Source organism: Streptomyces asoensis, assembly GCF_013085465.1.
Classification (GTDB): Bacteria; Actinomycetota; Actinomycetes; order Streptomycetales; family Streptomycetaceae; genus Streptomyces; species Streptomyces cacaoi_A.
This window is the reverse complement of record NZ_CP049838.1, coordinates 6,898,807-6,921,632: the sequence shown is the minus strand read 5'-3', so window position 1 is coordinate 6,921,632 and position 22,826 is coordinate 6,898,807. Positions and strand designations below refer to the sequence as shown.

At 70.5% G+C, this 22,826-nt stretch carries 22 protein-coding genes and 2 riboswitches; of the genes, 6 read left to right on the top strand and 16 right to left on the bottom strand.

The window, feature by feature from the left end:
- Positions 1–2 precede the first annotated feature (2 nt).
- The 5 genes from G9272_RS31080 to G9272_RS31060 all read right to left on the bottom strand — a co-directional run bounded on the left by G9272_RS31080 (position 3) and on the right by G9272_RS31060 (position 4,296).
- Positions 3–1,253: an FG-GAP repeat domain-containing protein gene (locus tag G9272_RS31080; protein ID WP_171399571.1), complete on the bottom strand. Its 1,251-nt coding sequence runs from the start codon at positions 1,251–1,253 to the stop codon at positions 3–5.
- 111 nt (positions 1,254–1,364) lie between these two features.
- The gene (locus G9272_RS31075) at positions 1,365–2,402 is read right to left on the bottom strand and encodes a formylglycine-generating enzyme family protein (RefSeq protein ID WP_171399570.1); all 1,038 of its coding nucleotides are present in this window, start codon (positions 2,400–2,402) and stop codon (positions 1,365–1,367) included.
- Between the two features lie 200 nt (positions 2,403–2,602).
- Positions 2,603–3,766, bottom strand: a complete 1,164-nt coding sequence (locus G9272_RS31070; RefSeq protein WP_171399569.1) for a cysteine desulfurase family protein — start codon at positions 3,764–3,766, stop codon at positions 2,603–2,605.
- Positions 3,767–3,826: 60 nt separating this feature from the next.
- Entirely contained in the window at positions 3,827–4,093 is a 267-nt protein-coding gene (locus G9272_RS31065) for a DUF4190 domain-containing protein (RefSeq protein WP_171399568.1), read from the bottom strand.
- A 35-nt stretch (positions 4,094–4,128) separates the two neighbouring features.
- On the bottom strand, positions 4,129–4,296 hold the full coding sequence (locus G9272_RS31060; RefSeq protein WP_171399567.1) for a hypothetical protein: 168 nt from the start codon (positions 4,294–4,296) through the stop codon (positions 4,129–4,131).
- 122 nt (positions 4,297–4,418) lie between these two features.
- Between G9272_RS31060 and G9272_RS31055 the strand changes: the two genes are divergently transcribed.
- Entirely contained in the window at positions 4,419–5,045 is a 627-nt protein-coding gene (locus G9272_RS31055) for a TetR family transcriptional regulator (protein ID WP_171399566.1), read from the top strand.
- A 78-nt stretch (positions 5,046–5,123) separates the two neighbouring features.
- On the opposite strand, the gene G9272_RS31050 is transcribed toward G9272_RS31055, so the two are convergent.
- Together G9272_RS31050 and G9272_RS31045 are read right to left on the bottom strand one after the other, a co-directional pair.
- Positions 5,124–5,516, bottom strand: coding sequence for a hypothetical protein (locus tag G9272_RS31050; protein WP_171399565.1), 393 nt, complete (start codon positions 5,514–5,516; stop codon positions 5,124–5,126).
- Positions 5,517–5,721: 205 nt separating this feature from the next.
- Entirely contained in the window at positions 5,722–6,609 is an 888-nt protein-coding gene (locus G9272_RS31045; protein WP_020131398.1) for a thioesterase family protein, read from the bottom strand.
- 210 nt (positions 6,610–6,819) lie between these two features.
- Here G9272_RS31045 and G9272_RS31040 point away from each other — a divergent pair, with 210 nt between their 5' ends.
- Entirely contained in the window at positions 6,820–8,070 is a 1,251-nt protein-coding gene (locus G9272_RS31040) for an alpha/beta hydrolase (protein ID WP_171402256.1), read from the top strand.
- On the opposite strand, the gene G9272_RS31035 is transcribed toward G9272_RS31040, so the two are convergent.
- From G9272_RS31035 to G9272_RS30995, 9 genes are all read right to left on the bottom strand, one after another.
- Entirely contained in the window at positions 7,979–8,635 is a 657-nt protein-coding gene (locus tag G9272_RS31035; protein ID WP_171399564.1) for a trimeric intracellular cation channel family protein, read from the bottom strand. The two genes, G9272_RS31040 and G9272_RS31035, sit on opposite strands and share 92 nt — an antisense overlap.
- 63 nt (positions 8,636–8,698) lie before the next feature.
- Positions 8,699–10,003 (bottom strand): ABC transporter ATP-binding protein, encoded by a 1,305-nt coding sequence (locus tag G9272_RS31030; RefSeq protein WP_171399563.1) that lies wholly within the window; start codon positions 10,001–10,003, stop codon positions 8,699–8,701.
- On the bottom strand, positions 10,000–11,097 hold the full coding sequence (locus G9272_RS31025) for an ABC transporter ATP-binding protein (RefSeq protein ID WP_171399562.1): 1,098 nt from the start codon (positions 11,095–11,097) through the stop codon (positions 10,000–10,002). The genes G9272_RS31030 and G9272_RS31025 overlap by 4 nt, the downstream gene beginning before the upstream one ends.
- Positions 11,094–12,092, bottom strand: coding sequence for an ABC transporter permease (locus G9272_RS31020; RefSeq protein WP_171399561.1), 999 nt, complete (start codon positions 12,090–12,092; stop codon positions 11,094–11,096). The genes G9272_RS31025 and G9272_RS31020 overlap by 4 nt, the downstream gene beginning before the upstream one ends.
- Positions 12,093–12,202: 110 nt before the next feature.
- Positions 12,203–14,002, bottom strand: a complete 1,800-nt coding sequence (locus G9272_RS31015; RefSeq protein ID WP_171399560.1) for an ABC transporter substrate-binding protein — start codon at positions 14,000–14,002, stop codon at positions 12,203–12,205.
- Positions 14,003–14,122: 120 nt separating this feature from the next.
- Positions 14,123–15,130, bottom strand: coding sequence for an ABC transporter permease (locus G9272_RS31010; RefSeq protein ID WP_171399559.1), 1,008 nt, complete (start codon positions 15,128–15,130; stop codon positions 14,123–14,125).
- A gap of 313 nt (positions 15,131–15,443) precedes the next feature.
- Positions 15,444–16,199 (bottom strand): enhanced serine sensitivity protein SseB C-terminal domain-containing protein, encoded by a 756-nt coding sequence (locus G9272_RS31005; RefSeq protein WP_171402255.1) that lies wholly within the window; start codon positions 16,197–16,199, stop codon positions 15,444–15,446.
- Positions 16,200–16,416: 217 nt separating this feature from the next.
- Positions 16,417–17,217: an enhanced serine sensitivity protein SseB gene (locus tag G9272_RS31000; protein WP_171399558.1), complete on the bottom strand. Its 801-nt coding sequence runs from the start codon at positions 17,215–17,217 to the stop codon at positions 16,417–16,419.
- A 78-nt stretch (positions 17,218–17,295) separates the two neighbouring features.
- Positions 17,296–17,979 carry an AAA family ATPase gene (locus G9272_RS30995; RefSeq protein ID WP_437184325.1) on the bottom strand — a complete coding sequence of 228 codons (684 nt, stop codon included), beginning with the start codon at positions 17,977–17,979 and terminating at the stop codon, positions 17,296–17,298.
- A 179-nt stretch (positions 17,980–18,158) separates the two neighbouring features.
- A riboswitch (glycine riboswitch) is annotated at positions 18,159–18,258 on the top strand.
- Positions 18,259–18,376: riboswitch (glycine riboswitch) on the top strand.
- 42 nt (positions 18,377–18,418) lie between these two features.
- On the opposite strand from G9272_RS30995, the gene gcvT reads away from it, so the two are divergent.
- The 4 genes from gcvT (at position 18,419) to G9272_RS30975 (ending at position 22,793) form a co-directional block, all read left to right on the top strand.
- Entirely contained in the window at positions 18,419–19,561 is a 1,143-nt protein-coding gene (gene gcvT / locus G9272_RS30990; RefSeq protein ID WP_171399557.1) for a glycine cleavage system aminomethyltransferase GcvT, read from the top strand.
- A 118-nt stretch (positions 19,562–19,679) separates the two neighbouring features.
- Complete coding sequence (gene gcvH, locus G9272_RS30985; RefSeq protein WP_171399556.1) at positions 19,680–20,057, top strand: glycine cleavage system protein GcvH; 378 nt, start codon at positions 19,680–19,682, stop codon at positions 20,055–20,057.
- Positions 20,058–20,071: 14 nt separating this feature from the next.
- Positions 20,072–21,349 carry a serine hydroxymethyltransferase gene (glyA, locus tag G9272_RS30980; RefSeq protein WP_171399555.1) on the top strand — a complete coding sequence of 426 codons (1,278 nt, stop codon included), beginning with the start codon at positions 20,072–20,074 and terminating at the stop codon, positions 21,347–21,349.
- A gap of 76 nt (positions 21,350–21,425) precedes the next feature.
- Positions 21,426–22,793 carry an L-serine ammonia-lyase gene (locus G9272_RS30975; protein ID WP_171399554.1) on the top strand — a complete coding sequence of 456 codons (1,368 nt, stop codon included), beginning with the start codon at positions 21,426–21,428 and terminating at the stop codon, positions 22,791–22,793.
- Positions 22,794–22,826 lie beyond the last annotated feature (33 nt).

Below are 22,826 nucleotides of genomic sequence, written 5' to 3'. Positions count from 1 at the left end.
AGTCACTCCAGCCTCTTGAGCAGGCTGCCGCCGGCAGTGGAAGTGCCGGCGGCAGCCCCTGGCCCAGCGCACCCGGGCCAGGTCCATGGTGGTGGCGGTGGCTGGCAGGCACCTTTGAACACGTCCACCTCGCCTCCGGTGCTGTTGGCCACCGCGAGGTCGCGTACGCCGTCACCGTCGAGATCGGCGGCCGCCGCGTCATAGGCGCCAGGGGCGGGGAGCTCGGCGAGCGGGGTGAGCGGGCCGCCGCGCACGCCCTGGAAGAGCGTCACCGAGTTGCCCTTCAGGGAGGAGACCATCAGGTCGGTGAGTCCGTCGCCGTCCAGGTCGGCGGCGCCCACCGCGACCGGCAGCGCGGAGGTGGCGTAGCCGGTGGCCGCGCCGAAGGTCCCGTCGCCGTTGCCCGGCAGCACGTCCAGCACATCGGCGCCGTTGCTCACCGTGGCCAGGTCGAGGGTGCCGTTCCCGTCGAAGTCGCCCTCGGCGAGGGAGTAGAGACGGGCGGTGGCCGCGTACCCGGCCACGGCGCCGAGGCCGCCGGCACCGTCACCGAGCAGCACACCGACCCCGGCGCTTCCGACACTGGCCGTGGCCACGTCCGCAGCGCCGTCGCCGTCGAAGTCGCCGACGACGATGCCGTGCGGCTGGCTCCCCGTGGCGGTCTGGCCCCGGTCGTCGAAGGTGCCGTCGCCGCGTCCGAGCAGCACGCGCACCGTGCTCGGGCCCTGCTCGGCGACGACGAGGTCGGGCGTGCCGTCGCCGTCGAGGTCGCCGGTGGCCAGCGCGCGCGGCGATGTGCCGACGTCGAGCGCCGAGGCCGTGCCGAAGCCGCCGTCACCGGTGTTCAGCAACACGCTGACCTGGGCGCCGCCGAAGTCGGCGGTCGCGAGGTCGAGGCTGCCGTCGCCGTCGAAGTCGGCGAGCACGCTCTGGTACGGGCGCGTACCGACCGGGTGGGCGGTGCCCGCGGCGAACGTCCCGTCGCCCGCGCCGAGCAGCACGGTCACCGAGTCGGCGTCGAGGTTGGCGGCGACCACGTCCTGCGTACCGTCGCCGTTCAGGTCCCCGGTGACGAGGTGCCGGGTCTGCGCGGCGGCCGCCGAGGAGGTGTCCAGCCGGGTGTACGAGAGCGTGCCCGCGCAGGAGTTGCTCGCGGCCCGCTCGCCGGCGGTGGCCGTCGGGGTCGTGGCCAGGGCACCGACGAGGAGCAGGGCGACCACGGCGGGGCGGCACTTCGACGGGATCGGGCTCATGCGGTTCCTTCGCTGGTCGAGGCGCTGGTCGAGGCGCTGGTCGAGGAACTGGTCGAGGCGTACGAGGAGGACTGCGGTCGGCTCCGATCGGCGGTCGGTTCCGGTCGGCGCTCAGCTCCGGTCGGCCGCGACGCGGAAGCCCACGGTGGCGTAGCCGCCGCTGCCTTCGCGGCCCTCGCCCCGGTACCAGGTGGCGCAGCTGCGGCCGGTCGCGTACCAGGAGCCGCCCCGCACGGCGTTGACCTGTTGCCCGGCCTCGGCGCCGTTGGTGGCCGTGACCACGCTGGAGGTCCACTCGAAGCAGTTGCCCGCCATGTCGTACGCGCCGTGCGCACTGACGCCGTCCGGATACGCGCCGACGGCCGAGGTGTTGCCCCCGGTCGCGGTCAGCGCGTCGAAGACGTCGGTGTAGACGAAGCCGGTCCAGGTCGAGTGGTCGATCCAGCCGCTCACCCCGCCGGTGGCGGTGACGGCGAGGATGTCGGAGATCGGTTCGCTCTCGCCGTAGCGGCTGGATTCGGGGTTGTCGTAGGTCGCCTCGGTGGACCCGTAGTGGGTGAGGTAGTACGCGGCGCACACCGCGTTGTAGTTGTATCTGCTGGTCAGGGTGGAGCCGTTGTAGGTGGTGCCGGCCTCCTGGCCCCACGGGTAGGCGTACGCCCCGGGGCCGCGCGCAGCGTTCTCCCACTCCGCCTCGGTCGGCAGCCGGAAGGTCCAGCCGTCGGCCCGAGCCGTGAGCCAGGCGCAGTAGGCGTCGGCGTCCTCCGCCGAGACCCCGAGGACCGGATGATCCTCCTTGCCGGACGGGACGGCGCCGTCGGCCCAGTAGGAGGGGGCGGCGCGGTCGGAGTCCTCGAGGAACGATCCGTACCGGGCGTTGGTGACCTGGTAGGCGCCGAGCCAGTAGCCGGCGGTGACCGCGGCGGCCTCCCCCGCGCCCTTGTTGTTCGACAGGTCGGCGGCGAACACGAAGTCCGGATCGGCCGGGATCTCCACGAGCTCCTCGCCGGCGGCGGTCTCCTGCGCGGCGCCCGGCGCCGCTGCCGCCGGGGCCCGGCCGGGCAGCGCGAGCCCGGCGGCTCCGGCGCCGCCGAGCAGGAACAACTTCCGTCGGGTGACGTGGCGTTCGCGCGATGACTCGGCGGTCATGGGGTGGCCTTCTGTCGACAGGACTGGGCGGGAACCTGCACCGGAAGGTAGACCAGAAGGACTCAACTGTCGACACCTAGCCGCAGCATTGACAGGTGACCCTTAGATTCGAGCCGAGTGTCGACACTAGACGGGAGCCGCCACAGCCAACAGCCACCGTCGCCGCCACAGCCAACAGCCGTCGCCGCAGATCGTCGGCGTTACGTCAGTCCGGCGGCGCGCGCCCGCTCCACCGCCGGGCCGATGGCCTTGGCGACCGCCTCGACGTCGGCCTCGGTGGAGGTGTGGCCGAGGGAGAAGCGCAGGGTGCCGCGGGCCAGGTCGGGATCGGTGCCGGTGGCGAGCAGGACGTGGCTGGGCTGGGCGACGCCGGCGGTGCAGGCGGAGCCGGTGGAGCACTCGATGCCCTGGGCGTCGAGCAGCAGCAGCAGGGAGTCGCCCTCGCAGCCCGGGAAGGTGAAGTGGGCGTTGGCCGGGAGCCGGTCCACCGGGTCCCCGCCGAGGATCGCGTCCGGGACGGCCGTACGGACGGCGTCGATCAGCGAGTCGCGCAGCGCGCCGATCTCGCGGGCGAACCACTCGCGCTGCTCGGCGGCGAGGCGTCCGGCGACCGCGAAGGAGGCGATGGCGGGGACGTCGAGGGTGCCGGAGCGGACATGGCGCTCCTGGCCGCCGCCGTGCAGGACGGGTACGGGGGTGTGCTCGCGGCCGAGGAGCAGGGCGCCGATGCCGTACGGGCCGCCGATCTTGTGGCCGGAGACCGTCATCGCGGCGAGGCCGGAGGCGGAGAAGTCGACGGGGACCTGGCCGAAGGCCTGGACGGCGTCGGCGTGCAGCGGGACGCCGAACTCGGCCGCCACGTCCGCCAGTTCACGGACCGGCAGGATCGTGCCGATCTCGTTGTTCGCCCACATGACGGTGGCCAGGGCCACGTCGTGGGGGTCGCGGGCGATGGCTTCGCGGAGCGCCTCGGGATGGACCCGCCCGTAGGAGTCGACCGGCAGGTACTCGACCGTGGCGCCCTCGTGCTCGCCGAGCCAGTGCACGGCGTCGAGGACCGCGTGGTGTTCGACCGGGCTGGCCAGGACCCGGGTGCGGGCCGGGTCCGTGTCACGGCGGGACCAGTACAGGCCCTTGACCGCGAGGTTGTCGGCCTCGGTGCCGCCGGAGGTGAGGACGACCTCGCTGGGACGGGCGCCGAGCGCCTCCGCGAGGGTCTCCCGGGCTTCTTCGACCGTGCGGCGGGCCTGCCGGCCGGCCGCGTGGAGGGAGGAGGCGTTGCCGGTGACGCCCAGGTGCGCGGTGAGTGCCTCGACCGCCTCGGGGAGCATCGGCGTGGTCGCGGCGTGGTCGAGGTATGCCATGGTGGCCCCGATTCTACGGGGGCCGGGTGGCACGCCTCGCTGCCAGGTGAGCCCTTGCGGTCAGAAGCTCCAGGAAACCGTCGCGTCGGCCTGCATGAACGCCACCAGGACCAGGAGGTCGGCGACGCCCAGACCCAGTCCGAGGAAGGCTCGCCCGCGGCGGGCCGTGCCGCGCCAGAGGGCGACCGACGCCAGGACGATGGCGATCGGGCCGAGGAACACGTTGAGGACGAGCAGGCCGAGAAGGCCGAGGATGAAGGACGCGACGGCCATGCCGTCGGTGTCCCGGACGCCGGTGCGGCGGGTGGCCGGTGCGGTGAGTTGCATGGCTGGTCAGCTCCTGTGGAGGAAAGTGCGACGGGTCAGTGGGTCGAGGTGTGCCGGCGGCGGTCGTGGCGCTCACGGAGCGCGAAGACGCCGAGCCAGGCGGCGATCACGGCGGCGGCGACGAGAGTGAAGGCGAACGGCGCGTGGGCCACGGTGCCCATGACGACGCCGAACAGCAGCAGGGCCGCAACGAGGAACAGCATGGGATCGGATCCCCCTCCGTAAAGTTTGGGTGAACAGTTGTGGTTACACTTGTTCACTGACTCTCGAGTCTAGCGTGTACCCCGGCTTTCCAATTCCAGAGAACAGTTGTTAACTGGATGATATGAGTCACACCCTCGGCATCCGGCAGGCCCAGAAGCAGAAGACCCGGCAGGCGCTCATGGACGCGGCGTTGGTGCTGCTGGAGGAGCAGAGCCTGAGCAGCCTGGGGCTGCGCGAGGTCACCCGCGCCGTCGGGGTCGCCCCGACCGCCTTCTACCGCCACTTCCGCTCCACCGCGGATCTGGGCGTGGCCCTGGTCGAGGAGGCGCTGGGCAGCCTGCACCCGATGATCCGGACCACGGTGACCGCGGCCGACACGAGCGAGGAACGCATCACGCGCGCTGTCGAGTTGATCGCCGGTCATGTGACCGCGTACCCCGCACCCGTCCGTTTCATCGCCCGTGAACGACATGGCGGGGTACAGCCGGTGCGGGAGGCGATCCGGGACCAACTGGCCCGGTTCGCCGAGGAGGTGAAGACCGAACTGGCCAAGGACGCCGAGTCCGAAGGCTGGAGCGACGACGACCTGCTGATGCTCTCGCATCTCTACGTCGACCAGATGCTCGTCACGGCCTCGCTGTTCCTGGAGGCACTGGAGTCCTCGCCGGAGGACCGGGAGCGGGTCAGCCGGCTCGCCGCCCGCCAGATGCGGCTCATCAGCATCGGCCGCAGGCACTGGCTGGACTGACGGCCCCACGACGCACCCGTACGACACAGGGGCGGCGCACCCGTTCCCGAGTGCGCCGCCCCTGTGGGTGAACCGCCGTCAGCCCTGCTGCTGGGCCTGCTGTCCCTGGCCTCCGCCCGGACCGCCACAGCCGCCTCCCTGGCCGCCGCCGGGGCCACCCTGACCGCCACCGCCGGGACCGCCGCTCGGCATGCCCGACGGGACACCGGTCGGCGTGCCGGTCGGAGTGCCCGTGGGCTGCCCCGAGGCGGCACCGGTCGGCGCGCCCGACGGGGCTCCCGAGGGCGCTCCCGAGGGGGCGCCGCTCGGCATGCCCGAGGGGTTGCCGGACGGCGGCTGACAGGACTGCTGGGCGGAGGTCCCGCTGCTCGAGGAGGAGTCGCTCGAGCCGCAGGCCACCAGGGCGAGGGGCGAGAGCGCCAGCAACGCCACCGCGGGGGCGAGACGGACGGGCATCAGCGCACGCTTCATGAGAAACAGCTCCAGGGAAGATGAGGACGACCTGAGACCGGCACTCAACCAACGGTGCTTAGGCCTTCCTTGGGGCCCCTCTGTCCCTCGCCTGTCAATCAGGTAAAGCGCAACTCAAGAAACCTTGCTGACCTGGCAGTTCGCCTCGGTGGACCGGTCGGGGCGCTGGTACAGCTCCGTGACAGAAGCCCCCGTGCGCCGGGGCTCAGCCGAGCCTGACCCGCGCCAACTGCCGTGACTGCGCGACCAGTCGGTCCGCGCTGTCCCAGACCTCGGCGTCCTCCTCAAGGAAACCGCCGGCGAGGTTGCGGGTGGTGATGGAGACGCGCAGCGGGCCCGGAGCCGGACGGCAGCGGACGTGGACCGTCAGCTCGACCGTGGGGACCCAGCCGCGCAGGCCGATCTCGAAGGCGGTGGGCGGCAGGGCGTCCACCGCGAGGAGGAGGGAGAGCGGGTCGGGGTCGCGGCCGTCCTTCAGGCCGAACCAGGCCCGCATCTCGCCCTTGCCGGAGGGCTGTCCGAGCGCCCAGCCGAGGGTCGACGGGTCGAGCTTGAGCATCAGACGGTCGGCGATCGCGGAGCTGCCGTCGACGGGCGCCGGTCCGTCCTCGGGGCCGAAGCACTGGTCCATCGGCGGGATCGCGGGCGGCTTCGCCGTCGTACGGACGTCGTCCGGCAGGGTGTCCAGATCGCCGTAGGAGGCGAGGACGCGGATCCGCTCGACCTCGGCGCCGTTCTCGTCGTACTGGAAGAGCGAGGCCTGGCCGGTGGAGAGGGTGCGGCCGGTGCGTACGACGTCCGTGCGGACGACCGCGGGGCCGGGCTGGGACGCCGTGAGGTAGTGCGCCGAGATCGTGAACGGGTCACGGTGCGGCAGGGCGTCCGCGAGCGCGCGGCCGAGGACGGCGAGAAGGTAGCCGCCGTTGACGGCGCTGATGATCGTCCAGCCGGCCGAGAGGTCGATGTCGTAGACCCCGGGCGCGCGTCGGGTGAGCGCGGTGTCGCGGTCGAACTCGAACTCACCGTCTCCGGTGGGGGCCGTGACGAGGGCGATGGAGGCCGGCTCGGCCGCCGCGGTAGCTGCTTCTGGCATGCCTGAACCGTACAACAGTGCATTACTAAGCGGTAGCTTTGGTTGCCACGGCCGGGTGGCGGCCGCGCCACGGCCGGATGAACACACCGAGCCCACCCATGACCGATTCGGGGCTCACCGGTGACCGGTTCGGGTGAGCGGTCGGCAATTTCTTGGTAAGTGTCCGAACTCGTCCGTAACCTCGACGCCCGGTTTCCCCTCTGCAAGGACATGAGCCTCACCGGGACTCCGTTCCTCTACACCCTGATCGCGCTGTCCGTGGTCGCCGTCGCGCTGCCGCTGCTGATGTGGTCGCGGCTGCGCGGGCCGCGGGTCCTGCGCGCCGCGGCCCGGATGATGATGCTGCTGTCCGCCCAGGGCACGGCCGTGGCCCTGGTCTTCGTCCTGGTCAACAACGCCAACGGCCTGTACGACACGTGGGACGACCTGCTGGGCACCGGCACCCATGTGCAGCAGGCCGCCGACCTGGGCGCCGACGGCACCGGCGGGATCGCGCTGGACCGGCTGCCCAAGGTCCGGCAGACGTTCACACAGGCCGAGGGGCCGGGCATGCACGCGGCGGGCGGGGTACGCGTCACCCAGCTCGAGGGCCGGGTCTCCGGCGTCAACGCCGAGGTCTACGTCTGGCTGCCCCCGCAGTACGACGAGCCCGCCTACGCGCACCGCGCCTTCCCCGTGGTGGAGCTGCTGCCGGGCTACCCCGGGTCCGCGAAGTCCTGGTACGGGACGCTGCACGTGCACGAACAACTGGCACCGCTGATGCGCGCGGGCAAGATCGCCCCGTTCATCCTGGTCGCGCCGCGCACCACACTGCTGCCGGGCGTGGACACCGGCTGCGCCAACGTCCCGGGCACCGTCAACGCCGACAGCTGGCTCAGCATCGACGTACCGAAGATGGTCAGGGACAACTTCCGGGCCCAGCCCGCACCCAAGGGCTGGGCGGTCGCCGGGTACTCCGCCGGGGGCCACTGCGCAGCCAAGCTCGCCGTCGCCCACCCGGACCGCTACCGGGCGGCCGTGAGCCTGTCCGGCTACAGCGACCCGATCGTCGAGCCCAACTCCCTCGCCGCGCAGAGCCCCGGTCTGCGCCGCGCCAACAACCCCTGCCTGCTGCTGCGCAAGGCCACCGTGCCGCCGCCCGTGGCCCTCTACCTCTCCGGCCAGCCGAAGGACGGCTACGAGGCGGCCCTGGCCCTGCGGAAGGAGGCGAAGGCGCCGACAGCCGTGCACGTCGTCTACATCCCGACCAGCGCGGGCGGCCACACCATGACGCTGTGGCGGCCGCAGGTCGTGCCGGCGTTCCGCTGGCTGACCACCCAGCTGGGCCAGCGCCCGGTCACCGGCGACGGGACGGGGAAGGCGAAGGGGACTACTCCTCGCGCACCGTCGAGCGTCGATTCCAAGCACGCGGCGCTCGCCAGTGGAACCGCATCGCGAGCAGCCGCAGCACGAAGGCGGTGACCGCGGCCACTCCGCTGGCCAGCGGGGTGAGCGCGTCGTAGCGGATGCAGAGCACCACCAGGGTGGCGCCGACGATCGCCGGGACCGCGTAGAGGTCGCGGTCCCAGCGCAGCAGCGAGGGCACCTCGTTGGCCAGCACATCGCGCAGCACACCGCCGCCGACGGCGGTGGCGACGCCCAGCGCGGCCGACGCGGTGAGGCCGAGGCCGTAGTCGTAGGCCTTCGTCGTCCCCGTGACGCAGAACAGGCCGAGGCCGGCCGCGTCGAAGGCGTTGACGCCCGCCTGGATGCGCTCCACCTGCGGGTGCAGGAAGACGACCAGAAGGGCGGCCAGCAGCGGGGTGAGGAAGTACCCCAGGTCCGTGAAGGCGGCCGGGGGCACGGCCCCGATGACCAGGTCCCGGAAGACTCCGCCGCCCAGCGCGGTGACCTCGGCGAGCATGGCGATGCCGAACACGTCGAAGTTCTTGCGGACGGCCAGCAGCGCGCCCGAGATGGCGAAGACGAAGATGCCGATCAGGTCGAGCGTGTGCTGGACGGAGGGGCTGAAGATTTGCTGGAGCACCCCTACATTCTCACCCAGCACGAAGCCCCCGCCTTACATTGCAAGGCGGGGGCTCGGTGTTACTTACTTCTCTTTGGCCGGAGTGTCGTCACCGGAAGCCTCCGAAGCGGTCTCGTCGACCGCCTCGGTGTCCCCGGTGGCCTCGGTCGGCTCAGCGGTCTCGGCAGCCGCTTCGGCCGCCACTTCCGCCGCCACCGCGGCCGACGTCTCCGCCGACTCCGCGAGCACCTCGTCGGCCACCAGCTCCGCCGCCTCCTTCGCGACGGTCAGCAGGACGGTGTCCTGCGGGGCCTGGTCCTCGAAGTTCTCCGGGTGGTGGCAGGCGACCTGCTGGCCGGTCCGCAGCTCGACGAGGACCGGCTCGGTGGTCTTGCAGACCTGGGTCGCCTTCCAGCACCGGGTGTGGAAGCGGCAGCCGCTCGGCGGCGAGATCGGCGAGGGCACGTCACCCTTGAGCAGGATCCGCTCGCTCTTGGCGTGCTTGCGCCGCGGGTCCGGGATCGGCACCGCCGACATCAGCGCCTTGGTGTACGGGTGCATCGGCGACTTGTAGAGCAGGTCCCGGTCGGCCAGCTCCACGATCTTGCCGAGGTACATCACCGCGATGCGGTCCGAGACGTGCCGGACGACCGAGAGGTCGTGCGCGATGATCACGTAGGTGAGGCCGAGCTCCTGCTGGAGGTCGTCGAGCAGGTTGACGACCTGGGCCTGGATCGACACGTCGAGCGCCGAGACCGGCTCGTCGGCCACGACCAGCTTCGGGTTCAGCGCGAGCGCGCGGGCGATGCCGATGCGCTGACGCTGACCGCCGGAGAACTCGTGCGGGTAGCGGTTGTAGTGCTCGGGGTTGAGACCCACGACCGACAGCAGCCGCTGCACTTCCTTCTTGACGCCGCCCTCGGGCTCGACGCCCTGGAGCTTGAAGGGAGCGCCGACGATCGTGCCGATGGTGTGGCGCGGGTTCAGCGACGAGTACGGGTCCTGGAAGATCATCTGCACATCGCGGCGCAGCGGGCGCATGCCGCTCACCCCGAGGTGGGTGATGTCCTTGCCCTGGAACTCGACCTTGCCCGCGGTCGGCTCGAGCAGCCGGGTGATCAGCCGGCCCATCGTGGACTTGCCACAGCCGGACTCGCCCACGACGCCGAGCGTCTCGCCGGAGCGGACCTCGAAGTCGATGCCGTCGACCGCGTGCACCGCCCCGACCTGCCGCTGGAGCAGGCCCTTCTTGATCGGGAAGTGCTTCTGGAGCCCGGTCACCTTCAGCAGGACCTCGCCGGGGGCGGCGTCCTTGGTGAGGGTGGCGCCCTGCTCCGTCGGCCCGTCGGCCTGCGCGGGGATCTTCACCGCTTTCTCGTCGTCACTCACAGCTTCGGCGCAATCTCTTCGGTCCAGATACGCTCCCGCTGCTCCGTGCCCAGGTGGCAGGCGGCCCAGTGCCGGCTGCCGACCTCGGCCAACTCGGGCCGGACGGTGCGGGTGACGTTGTCCTTCGGGAGGTCCGCGTACGGGCAGCGCGGGTTGAAGGCGCAGCCGGACGGGATGTTGATCAGCGAGGGCGGGGAGCCCTTGACCGGGATCAGGCGCTCCTGCTGCTCACGGTCCAGCCGCGGCATCGAGCCGAGCAGACCCCAGGTGTAGGGGTGCCGGGGCTCGTAGAACACCTTGTCGGCCGGGCCCCGCTCGACGCAGCGGCCGCCGTACATCACCAGGATGTCGTCGGCGAGCTCGGCGACGACGCCCAGGTCGTGGGTGATCACGATGACCGCCGAGCCGAACTCCTTCTGGAGGTCGCGGATGAGGTCGAGGATCTGCGCCTGGACGGTCACGTCCAGGGCGGTCGTCGGCTCGTCCGCGATCAGCAGCTCGGGGTTGTTGACCAGCGACATCGCGATCATCGCGCGCTGGCGCATACCACCGGAGAACTCGTGCGGGTAGCTGTCGACCCGCTTGTCCGGCTGCGGGATGCCCACCCGGTCGAGCATCTCGACCGCGCGACGCTTGGCGGTCTTCTTGTCGACGTCGTGGTGGATCCGGTACGCCTCCACGATCTGCTGACCGATCGTGTAGTACGGGTGCAGCGCCGACAGCGGATCCTGGAAGATCATCGCCATCTCGCGGCCGCGCAGCTTGCGCACGTGCTCCGGGTCGGCGGACAGCAGCTCGGTGCCGTCCAGCCAGATCTCGCCGGAGATCTGCGCCTTGCGCTTGCCGTACTGGCCAGCGGTGTGCAGGCCCATGATGCCGAGCGAGGTCACCGACTTGCCGGAGCCGGACTCGCCCACGATGCCGAGGGTCTTGCCCTTCTCCAGCTGGAAGCTGAGCCCGTCGACGGACTTGACCAGGCCGTCGTCGGTCGGGAAGTGCACCTTGAGGTCGCGCACTTCGAGGAAGGCGGTCGGCGCGGGCGAGGCGGGGGTGGGCTCGCCCACGGCCGCTCCGCTCTTGCTGAGTTCGGTCATGAGAGCCTCACTCGGGGGTCGATCACGGCGTACAGGATGTCCACCACGAGGTTGGCGACGAGCACCGCCAGAGAAGTGATCAGGGTGACGCCCAGGATGATGGGCAGGTCCTGGTTCTTGATGGCGTTGAGCACCGCCTGGCCGAGGCCGGGCAGGTTGAACGCCGTCTCGGTCAGGATCGCACCGCCGATGAGGGCGCCGAGGTCCATGCCGAGCATGGTCAGCAGCGGGGTCATCGTGGAGCGCATGGCGTGCTTGCCGATGACGGTGTGTTCCTTGAGGCCCTTGGCGCGGGCGGTACGGATGTAGTCCTCGCCCAGGATCTCCAGCATGGTGGCCCGGGTGATGCGGGCGTACATGGCCGCGTACAGGAACGCGAGGGTGACCCACGGCAGGATCATGCCGCCGAACCAGCCGCTGAAACTGTCCTCCAGGGGTACGAACTGCCCGTCGAACAGGTCCAGTCCGTACACGAAGATCGACAGGGCGAGCATGCCGGTGAAGTAGATCGGGAGGGAGACGCCCGAGAGCGCGACCACCATCGCGCCGCGGTCCCACAGGCTGCCCCGCTTGAGCGCGGAGAGCACACCCGCCGAGACACCGAAGATCAGCCACAGCACGGCGGCACCGAGCGCGAGCGCCAGGGTCACCGGGAAGCGGTCGGTCAGCACCGGCCAGACGGCCTGCTCACTGCGGAAGGAGTAGCCGAAGCACGGGGCGGCGCAGTGGATGGAGTCGCCACCGCCCGTGTAGGTCCGGCCGGCGAAGATGCCCTTGAAGAATTCCCAGACCTGGGCGTAGATCGGGTCGCCCAGGCCCAGCTTCTCGCGCACACCCTCGACGGCGGCAGGGTCGGCCTGCTTGCCCACGAAGCTCAAGGCGATGTCTACGCCAGCCCACTTGGGGATGAGGAAGAAGATGCCGAAGACCACCATGACGATGACCACGAGCATCACTACGGCGGCGAACAACCGCCTGATGAGGTAAGCGAGCACAGCTCTCGGCCCGCCGCGGACCGCGGGCCACCGGAGATCGTCCGATGACCCGCGGATCCGCCGCGCCGGCCTTCACCTGCCTTTCGTGCCGTTCGGCGGGTGTGCCGGGACTACTTCTTCGGGTTCTTCAGACCGAGGTTGACGAAGTCGTACTGACCGCTGTAACCGTCGGTGGTGTAGACGTTCGCCAGGTTGTCCGAGCGCCAGTTGAGGAACCGCTCGAAGACGAAGGGCAGGTAGTACGCGCCCTCCATCACCTTGTGGTTGATCTCCGTGGCGATCTTGGTCTTGCCGGCGTCGTCCAGCGTGGTGACGTACGACGAGAACAGACCGTCGATCGTCTTGTCGTTGATGAGCGCGTAGTTGTTGTTACCGCTCTCCGAGATGTACTTGCTGTTCCACAGCGGCAGACCGAAGCCCTGGACGGACGGGAAGTCCGGACCCCAGCCCATGATGATGATGCCGTAGCCCTTCTTCTTCACGTTCGAGGGGCTACCGATGATGCCGGCGGTCTGCGAGCCGTCGTACTGGTCGATCTCGGCGGTGATGCCGATCTTCTTCAGCGACGCCTGGAGGGACTGGGCGGTGGCCACCTCGACCGGCTTGTTGTTACGCACCGCGATGGTGGTCTTGAAGCCGTTCGGCTGACCGCAGGCCTTCAGGGCCTCCTTGGCCTTGGCCTCGTTGCCGCTCTTGTTGGCGCCGGAGATCTCGTACGGGTCGTACTTCTGACCCTCGGCACCCGGGACGGACGGCGGCAGCATGTTGGTGCCGATGTCACCACCGGCGACCGGACCACCGCGGGCGGTCTGGAGCGACACGTGGTCGGCGCCGAGGATGACGGCCTTGCGGCACTCGATGTTGTTGAACGGCGCGACGCTCTGCGGGAAGACCGCGTAGCGGACGTAACCGGTGACCGGGTTGTCCAGGTTGCCCTTGTGCTCCTTCAGGGCGGTGGTGCGGCCCTGCGGCGACATGCCGGTCTGGTTCAGGTCGAGGTCCAGGTCACCGCTGATCAGACGCTGGTCGAGCTGGTTGGCGTCCGAGAAGAACTGGATGGTGATCTGGTCCGGGTAGGCCTTGCGGATCGGGTCCGAGGCCTGCTTCCAGTTGGTGTTGCGGACCAGCTTGAGGTCCTTGCCCGGGCTGTAGGACGCGAACTTGTACGGGCCCGAGGAGAACGGCTTCAGGCCGTACTTGGACTTCGTGTCCTGGTCCTGGCGGACCGGCGAGGCCGAGACCAGGGCCAGCATCTCCTCGAAGTCCGAGTTGGCCTGCGGGAGGTGGAAGACGATGGTCTTGTCGTCGGGCGTGTCGATCGCCTTCAGACCCAGCTTGTCCGCGGACGTGTCCTTGTAGGGGCCCTTGTACTCGCCCTTGGGGTCCAGCACGTCCTTCAGGTACGTCGGACCGCCGGACAGCACGTCCTGCGCCCACACGCGCTCGATGCCGTACTTCACGTCCTTGGACGTGATCGCCTTGCCGTCCTCCCACGTGATGCCGTCACGCAGGGTGTACGTGTAGGTCTTGCCGTCGTCCGTGACCTTCGCGGTCTCGGTGGCGAGGTCCGGAGTGACCTCGGCGCCCGCGGCGCCCGGCTCGGCCTTGTTCGTGACGAGCTGACGGCTGTAGTAGCGGGCGAAGTTCCACATCATGCCGTAGTAGCCACGCGTGGTGTCCCACGAGTCGGCGTCCTGTGCGGCACCGAACTTCAGTGTGCCGCCCTTCTTGGCGGCGGAGGCCTGGGCGACCTTGTTGTTCGCGGCGTCGAAGCCGGCGGCACCGGAGCTCGAGCCCTTGTCGCCGTCATCTCCACCGCCGCCGCACGCCGCCGTGGTCAGCAGCGCGGCGACCGCGGCAGCAGCGGCAAACGCCTGCTTCCGCCGCCCTGAGGTGCGTTGGGTAGTCACGATCTCGGATCCTCCGGATAGATGAGAGATACCCCGTGTGAAGACCACGGGACGGTTGAGGCGCCGTGTGTTCGGCGGTTCTGCGGCTCGCTGTTTGTCGCGGATCCCCGAAGGGGCGGATCAGCGGGAGGCCTTCGGGTCCAGCGCGTCCCGGATGCCGTCACCGAAGAGGTTGAAGGCCAGCACGGTGATGAAGATCGCCACACCCGGGACCACCATGTACATCGGGTCCGACTCGTAGTAGTCGATCGCGCTCGAGAGCATCTGCCCCCACGAGGCGGTGGGCGGCTTGACCCCGACGCCCAGGAAGCTGAGCGCCGCCTCGGTGAGGATGTTGGTGGGGATCATCATCGTCGTGTACACGACGATCGGGGCGACCAGGTTGGGCAGCAGTTCCTTGAACAGGATGTACAGCCGCCCCGCGCCCAGCGATCGGGCGGCCTCGACGTACTCGCGCTCACGCAGCGAGAGCGTCTGGCCGCGCACCACGCGTCCGATGTAGGGCCAGCCGAAGAAGCCGATGACCAGGATCATCACGAAGACACGCACGCTCGAACCGGAGAGTCCCAGCATGTTGCTCGGCATGACGGAGACCAGCGCGATGATGAACAGCAACTGCGGGAAGGCGAGCAGACCGTCCATCACCCGGCTGATGACGGAGTCGACCCAGCCGCCGAAGAAGCCGGCGAGGATGCCCAGCACCGTTCCGAGGATCACGGCGACCACGGCCGACAGGAAGCCGACCAGCAGGGAGATCCGGGCGCCGTAGAGGATGCGGGCGAAGATGTCACGGCCGTTCACCGGCTCGACACCGAACAGGTGGTCGCCGCTGACGCCGCCCAGGGAGCCCGTGGGCGTACCGAAGAGCGGGTCGATGAGGCTCTCGTGATACTCGTTCGGGTCCTGCCCGAGGAGCCCGGTGATGACCGGCGCGAGCAGCGCGATCACGACGAGGACGAGCACCACGACGCCGCCCGTGAGGGCGAGCTTGTCCCGCTTGAGGCGCTCCCAGGCGATCCGGCCCAGGGAACGGCCCTGAACGGCCTTGGCGCCGCTGGTGGCGACCGACGCTTCCTCGGCCGCGCTCGGGGCCGCTTCCGCGGTCGGCTCGTGCAATGGTGCCGTCATCTGGCAGGGACCCCTCTCAACCGGCGGTAGCCGGCCCGCACTTGCCGCTGTAGCGGCGTGATCAGTCCGTAATACGCAGGGGATAAGTCCCCTGACGCCGGAGTCTTCAACGGTTTGGCGATCTGTAGCCAGACTTGGCAGTGAATGGATGCGTAAACGTGATCCGGGTAGAGGGGTTCCGTTATCCGGACGGCGGGTAACGGCCCCCGGACGGTGACTTATTGGGTCAGAACGGACAAAACCGGTACCAATCGCCGCTATCTACGCGCGAAGACATCCGGCCCCCACCTCGCGGCAGGACCCGCTTCGGATGTCAGTAGCGTCCGGTGGGCGGATAGCCGTAGCCGCCGGCGGGAGCCTGGGCCGGTGCTGGCGCGTGGGCCTCGCGGTCGTAGAAGGGCCGGGCGGTGGCACGCATCCACATCACGACGGGGTCGTACTCGTCCGTCATGGCGACCGTCGACACCGGCAGCCCGTCCGGCACGGCCCCGATGGACTGCTGCATCATCGCCCGTACGGCGTCCACGGCCGGCGGGGAGGAGTCGTACACGTCGAGCCCGATCGCCAGGTAGGGCGCACCCAGCGCCGGCTGCACCCAGGCGCGGCGCAACGCGCGGACCGCCGGGGTACGGTGGGCGTTCTGCGCGAGCAGGGCGTAGAACTGCGGGATCTCGATGCCCGGTTCGGACAGCCGCAACGGCCCGGCCGGCTGGCGCTCCAGGCCGGTGGCGATACGGCGCAGATCCAGCCACGGAATGCCGACACCGCCGCCGGGGGCGTGCGGGTTCAACCAGAGGCCGTAGTGGTCGGGGTAGAGGGTGCGGGCCACGTCCAGCCCGTCCACCACCTCGTAGGACCTGTTCCAGCCACTCGCGCTGAGCTCCTGGGCGGAGGTGACGCAGGGGGCGTAGCCGTGCCCGTCGACCTCCATGTTTCCGTACTGGGCGTCCGGGGAGCCGGCCTGGCCGTGCCACAGCAGCATCCAGAGCTGACCGGAGGAGGGCGTCGCGAGCGCGCGCAGGAGCGCCTCGTAGGCGTCGTAGCGCCCGGGCGTGACCTGGCGCAGCATGTGCTCGACCGAGCCGGTCGCGGCAGTGCCAGCGCTCACTTTTTATCGCCCCTTCGAGAAGTTGCCCCGCGTTGGAGTCCAGCTTAGGCGCTCCGCTGGTCGAGCCGTTGAGAGCTCGAGGCTTGCTGTGTTCTTCGGGCTGCCGATCGTGCGTGGCCGTGCGCGCCCCGCGGCGGAGCCGCATACGGATGCAGCCCGCGCCCCGGGGTGGGCCGCCCTAGCGTGAGTAGAAGGCGCGGACCCGCTCCCGCATCCAGTCGCCCACCGGGTCCTGGGCGACGTCCAGGAGGACCAGGTTGACCGGCCAGGGGGCGGGCGCCGTCGTCAGGGCCCGGCCCAGGGCCTCCAGGGGAAGGGCCCGCAGGTCGCCCTCCCACTGGGAGAGTTCCACGCCCACGAACATCACCGGGTCCGCCGTCTCGATGGCGGCCAGGCAACGGCGGGCCGTGCGGACCACGCCCGTGGCCTCGAACTCCGCCGAGGCCGCGGCCAGGAAGTCCATCGGGTCGTCCTGCCAGTCGGGCTCGTAGAGGCGGACCCGGCCGCCGGCCGCGGTGCCGTCCAGCGGGGTGCGGCCCGCCCGGCAGAGCTCCGCCACGGCTGCCGGGGGCAGCGGGACGCCGACCACGCCGTCCGGGTTCACCAGGATGCCCACCTGCGGGGGCAGCCCCCGGGCGAACTCCACGGCCGGCGCGATCGTGAACGACATGTGCGAGCCGACGACCTGCCGGAACTGCTCCTCGGAGCTGAAGACCGGCACGTACACCTGGCCCTCGAGCTCCATCGTGGGCAGGTCGAGGGGGCCGCTGTGCGGGCCGCCGCCGCCGGGCAGCGGCACCCAGACGAAGCTGCGTCCGAGCACCTCGACGATCCGGCCGCCGGCTCCCGGCACGCCGAGGGAGACGGAGAGCACCTCCTCCAGCTCGTTGCCGGGCCATCCGCCGTGCGGATGGGGGTGTGCCTGCGCCGGAAAGTCCGCGGAGAAGTCCGTCGGAAAGTTCGCCGGGGGGAAATCCATCTGCCTACCGCCTGCTGAGAACCGCTCACTTCGCTGTGGCTGAAAGGCTAGCGGGTACCGGGGGTCGCACCCGAGCCCTCAGCCCGTGAAACCGATGCGGCGCAGTGTGTCGGCCGCCGCGCGGTCGAGCAGCACCGCCGAGCCGCAGCCCTCGGGCAGTCGGCCCTTCTCCACCGAGCGCGCCAGCCGGGCGGCGGCGTGGCGGTGGCGCAGGAACGCGTACCGGGAGACGCCCCGGCCTCGCTCGCGCTGCCCCTCCAGCGCCGTGTCCGCGCCGACGTCCAGCAGCAGCAGGTGGAGGGTGCCGCCGCGGCGGCGGGCCTCTCGGGCCAGCCAGTCACGGACCCAGGCCTGCGTGCCGCAGTCGTGCACGACGACGCCCGCGCCACTGCGCAGCGCCCGGCGCAGTCCGGCGTAGTGGGCGAGCCGGACGAGGGGGCGGTAGAGGCCGTAGGGCAGGAAGCGGGGGGCGCGGGCGTCCCAGCGGTCCCGGGTGTCCTGGGAGTCGACGCGGATGCCCTGCACGGTCCGCCGCATGAGCGTGGACTTGCCGCTGCCGGGCAGACCGGTGACCACGACCAGGTCACGGGGGCCGAAGAGCAGGCCGTGCGGGCTGCGGCCGGCCCGCTCGCGCAGGTCGCGGACGACGGGCGCCGGCTGCGGACCGCACGCCTCCCGGGCCGGGGCGACGGGCTGCGCGGGCAGCGCGACCCCCGAGCCGGTCGCGAATGCCGTGGACCTTGCCGTGGTCGTCCTGTTCACCGTGATCGTCCTCCCCTGGGGTCAGATGGTGTCCTCATCCCCACTGAGCGTAAAGAGAAGGTAATGCGCTGCGCCTAGCGTTTTCGTGCGCGTACCGACACAAGCCGGTTACAGATGCGGCCTGCCGTGATCGGGGCGAGCCGTGCAATGATGGCCGCGCCAACTGCATACCGGCCGTTTGAATCCGCGCGGGAGAGTCCTCAGCAGCAGCTTCGCTGGGGCGCCGAAGGAGCAAGTCCCTCCCTTGAATCTCTCAGGCCCCGTTACCGCGCGGGCGAGGCACATCTGAAAAGCGGGCCGCTGTCTCCAGTGGCTCCACCCAAGGTGCAAGTCATGATCGATCCCGTCGCGGGCCGTCATGGCGAACCTCTCAGGTTCCGATGACAGATGGGGAGGAACGACCTCGCCGTGCCGTCATGCCTTGGGAGACGAACGCCCGATGAGCAGTACCGACCCCGCATCCGACCAGAGCGCCGAGCAGCGCCACACCGCCCTCGACGCGGTGCATCGTGCGCTCGGCGCGACGATGACCGACTTCGCCGGCTGGGACATGCCCCTGCGTTACGGCTCCGAGCGCGACGAGCACCACGCCGTCCGCACCAGGGCCGGGCTCTTCGACCTCTCGCACATGGGCGAGATCACCGTCACCGGCCCGCAGGCCGCCGCCCTCCTCGACTTCGCCCTGGTGGGCAACATCGGGGCGGTCAAGAACGCCCGCGCCCGCTACACGATGATCTGCCGGGCGGACGGCGGCATCCTGGACGACCTGATCGTCTACCGGCTCGCCGAGACCGAGTTCATGGTGGTGGCCAACGCCTCCAACGCGCAGGTCGTGCTGGACGCTCTGACCGAGCGCGCCGAGGGCTTCGACGCGGAGGTCCGCGACGACCGCGACACCTACGCGCTGATCGCCGTACAGGGCCCCGAGTCCCCCGGCATCCTCGCGGCCGTCACCGACGCCGACCTGGACGGCCTGAAGTACTACGCCGGCCTGCCCGGCACCGTCGCCGGCGTCCCGGCCCTCATCGCGCGCACCGGCTACACCGGCGAGGACGGCTTCGAACTCTTCGTACGGCCGGAGCACGCCGTCGAGCTGTGGCAGGCGCTGACCAAGGCCGGCGAGGGTGTCGGACTGGTGCCCTGCGGTCTGTCCTGCCGGGACACGCTGCGCCTGGAGGCGGGCATGCCGCTGTACGGGCACGAGCTGAGCACCTCCCTCACCCCGTTCGACGCCGGCCTCGGCCGGGTGGTGAAGTTCGACAAGGACGGCGACTTCGTCGGGCGTACGGCGCTGGAGGCGGCCGCCGGGCGCGCCGCCTCGCAGCCCCCGCGCGTCCTCGTCGGCCTGGTCGCCGAGGGCCGCCGGGTCCCGCGCGCCGGGTTCGCCGTCGTCGCCGGCGGCGAGGTGATCGGCGAGGTCACCTCCGGCGCCCCCTCCCCCACCCTCGGCAAGCCGATCGCGATGGCGTACGTCGACGCCGCCCACGCGGCGCCGGGAACCACGGGCGTCGGCGTGGACATCCGAGGCAGCCACGAGCCGTACGAGGTCGTGGCGCTGCCGTTCTACAAGCGCCAGAAGTAGACACTGGGCGCGTTGACGCCCGCCCGCGCGTGACCCTGCGCACATTTCCGCTGCTCACGTGCGTTTCCAGCAGTCCCCCATTCACCAGCACCCTCCCGCGTACAGGAGAATTCAGGCCATGAGCAACCCCCAGCAGCTGCGCTACAGCAAGGAGCACGAGTGGCTGTCGGTCGCCGAGGACGGCGTCTCGACGGTCGGCATCACGGAGCACGCGGCCAACGCGCTCGGCGACGTGGTCTTCGTCCAGCTCCCCGAGGTCGGTGACACGGTGACCGCGGGCGAGACCTGCGGCGAGCTGGAGTCGACCAAGTCGGTCAGCGAGCTGTACGCACCGGTCTCCGGCGAGATCGTCGAGGTCAACCAGGACGTCGTCGACGACCCGGCGCTGGTGAACTCCGCCCCCTTCGAGGGCGGATGGCTGTTCAAGGTACGCACGGCGGGCGAGCAGGACGACCTGCTCACCGCCGACGAGTACACCGCCTACACCGCCGGCTGAGGAGTCGTAGACGCATGTCCGTCCTGAACACGCCCCTGCACGAGCTCGACCCGGAGATCGCCGCCGCGGTCGACGCCGAGCTGAACCGCCAGCAGTCCACGCTCGAGATGATCGCCTCGGAGAACTTCGCTCCGCTCGCGGTGATGGAGGCGCAGGGCTCGGTCCTGACCAACAAGTACGCCGAGGGCTACCCGGGCCGCCGCTACTACGGCGGCTGCGAGCACGTCGACGTGGCCGAGCAGATCGCGATCGACCGGATCAAGGAGCTGTTCGGCGCCGAGTACGCCAACGTCCAGCCCCACTCGGGCGCCTCCGCCAACCAGGCCGCCCTGTTCGCGATGGCCCAGCCCGGCGACACGATCCTCGGCCTGGACCTGGCGCACGGCGGTCACCTGACCCACGGCATGCGGCTGAACTTCTCCGGCAAGCAGTTCGACGTGGTCGCGTACCACGTGGACGACGCCGGCCTGGTCGACATGGCCGAGGTCGAGCGGCTCGCCAAGGAGCACCGTCCGAAGGTGATCATCGCGGGCTGGTCGGCGTACCCGCGGCAGCTGGACTTCGCCGAGTTCCGCCGGATCGCGGACGAGGTCGAGGCCTTCCTGTGGGTCGACATGGCGCACTTCGCGGGTCTGGTCGCGGCCGGTCTCCACCCGAACCCGGTGGAGTACGCCGACGTCGTCACGTCCACCACCCACAAGACGCTGGGCGGCCCCCGCGGCGGCATCATCCTCGCGAAGAAGGAGTTCGCGAAGAAGCTGAACTCGTCCGTCTTCCCGGGCTTCCAGGGCGGCCCCCTGGAGCACGTGATCGCGGCCAAGGCGGTCTCCTTCAAGGTCGCCGCGAGCGAGGAATTCAAGGAGCGTCAGGTCCGCACGGTCGAGGGCGCGAGGATCCTCGCCGAGCGACTGACCGTGCCGGACGCCCGCGCGGCCGGGGTGAACGTCCTGTCCGGCGGCACCGACGTGCACCTGATCCTGGTCGACCTGCGCGAGTCCGAGCTGGACGGTCAGCAGGCCGAGGACCGGCTGCACGAGGTCGGGATCACGGTCAACCGCAACGCGGTCCCGAACGACCCGCGGCCCCCGATGGTCACCTCCGGACTGCGGATCGGCACGCCCGCCCTCGCGACCCGCGGCTTCACCGCCGAGGACTTCGCCGAGGTCGCGGACGTGATCGCCGAGACGCTGAAGGCGCCGTCCCCGTTCGCGGAGGCCGACGCGGCGGCGCTGAAGGCCCGGGTCACGGCCCTGGCCGACAAGCACCCGCTGTACCCCGGTCTGAGCGAATAGTTCCTTTTCCCGGGTGCCGCGCACACTGTGAGGTGTGGGCGGCACCCCGCACCACCCCCGTATTGAGGAGTTCCCCGTGGCCATCTCGGTCTTCGACCTGTTCTCGATCGGCATCGGCCCGTCCAGCTCCCACACGGTCGGCCCGATGCGCGCGGCCCGCATGTTCGCACGGCGGGTGCGGGGCGAGGGCCTGCTGGACTCCGTCACGTCGGTGCGCTGCGAGCTGTACGGCTCGCTCGGCGCGACCGGCCACGGCCACGGCACGCCGAAGGCGGTGCTGCTCGGCCTGGAGGGCTCCTCGCCGCGCACGGTGGACGTGGAGGGCGCGGACGACCGGGTGGAGCAGATCAAGGACTCCGGCCGGCTGCGGCTGCTGGGCTCGCACGAGATCCCGTTCTCCTTCGACGAGGACCTGGTCCTGCACCGCCGCAAGGCCCTCCCGTACCACGCCAACGGCATGACGATATGGGCCCACGACGCCCAGGGCGCCGAGCTGCTGTCGAAGACGTACTACTCGGTCGGCGGCGGCTTCGTCGTGGACGAGGACGCGGTCGGCGCGGACCGCATCAAACTCGACGACACGGTCCTGAAGTACCCCTTCCGCACGGGCGACGAGCTGCTGCGCCTGGCGAAGGAGACCGGCCTGTCGATCTCCTCGCTGATGCTGGAGAACGAGCGCGCCTGGCGCACCGAGGACGAGATCCGGGACGGGCTGCTGGAGATCTGGCGGGTGATGCAGGCGTGCGTGTCGCGGGGCATGTCACGCGAGGGCATCCTGCCGGGTGGCCTGCGGGTCCGCCGCCGGGCCGCCATGACGGCGCGGCAGCTCCGGGCGGAGGGCGACCCGTTGGCGCTCTCCATGGAGTGGATCACGCTGTACGCGATGGCGGTGAACGAGGAGAACGCGGCCGGCGGCCGGGTGGTGACAGCCCCCACGAACGGCGCGGCCGGCATCATCCCGGCAGTCCTGCACTACTACGTGAACTTCGTGCCCGGCGCCGATGAGGACGGAGTGGTCCGCTTCCTGCTCGCGGCCGGCGCGATCGGCATGCTCTTCAAGGAGAACGCCTCCATCTCCGGCGCCGAGGTCGGCTGCCAGGGCGAGGTCGGCTCGGCCTGCTCGATGGCGGCGGGCGCGCTGGCCGAGGTCCTCGGCGGCTCCCCCGAGCAGGTCGAGAACGCGGCCGAGATCGGCATGGAACACAACCTCGGCCTGACCTGCGACCCCGTGGGCGGCCTGGTCCAGATCCCGTGCATCGAGCGCAACGGCATGGCCTCGGTGAAGGCGGTCACGGCGGCCCGTATGGCGATGCGCGGCGACGGGTCGCACAAGGTGTCCCTGGACAAGGTCATCAAGACGATGAAGGACACGGGCGCGGACATGAGCGTCAAGTACAAGGAGACAGCCCGCGGCGGGCTGGCGGTGAACATCATCGAGTGCTAGGGAAATAGACCTTCCCTGATCACTGGGCGGAGT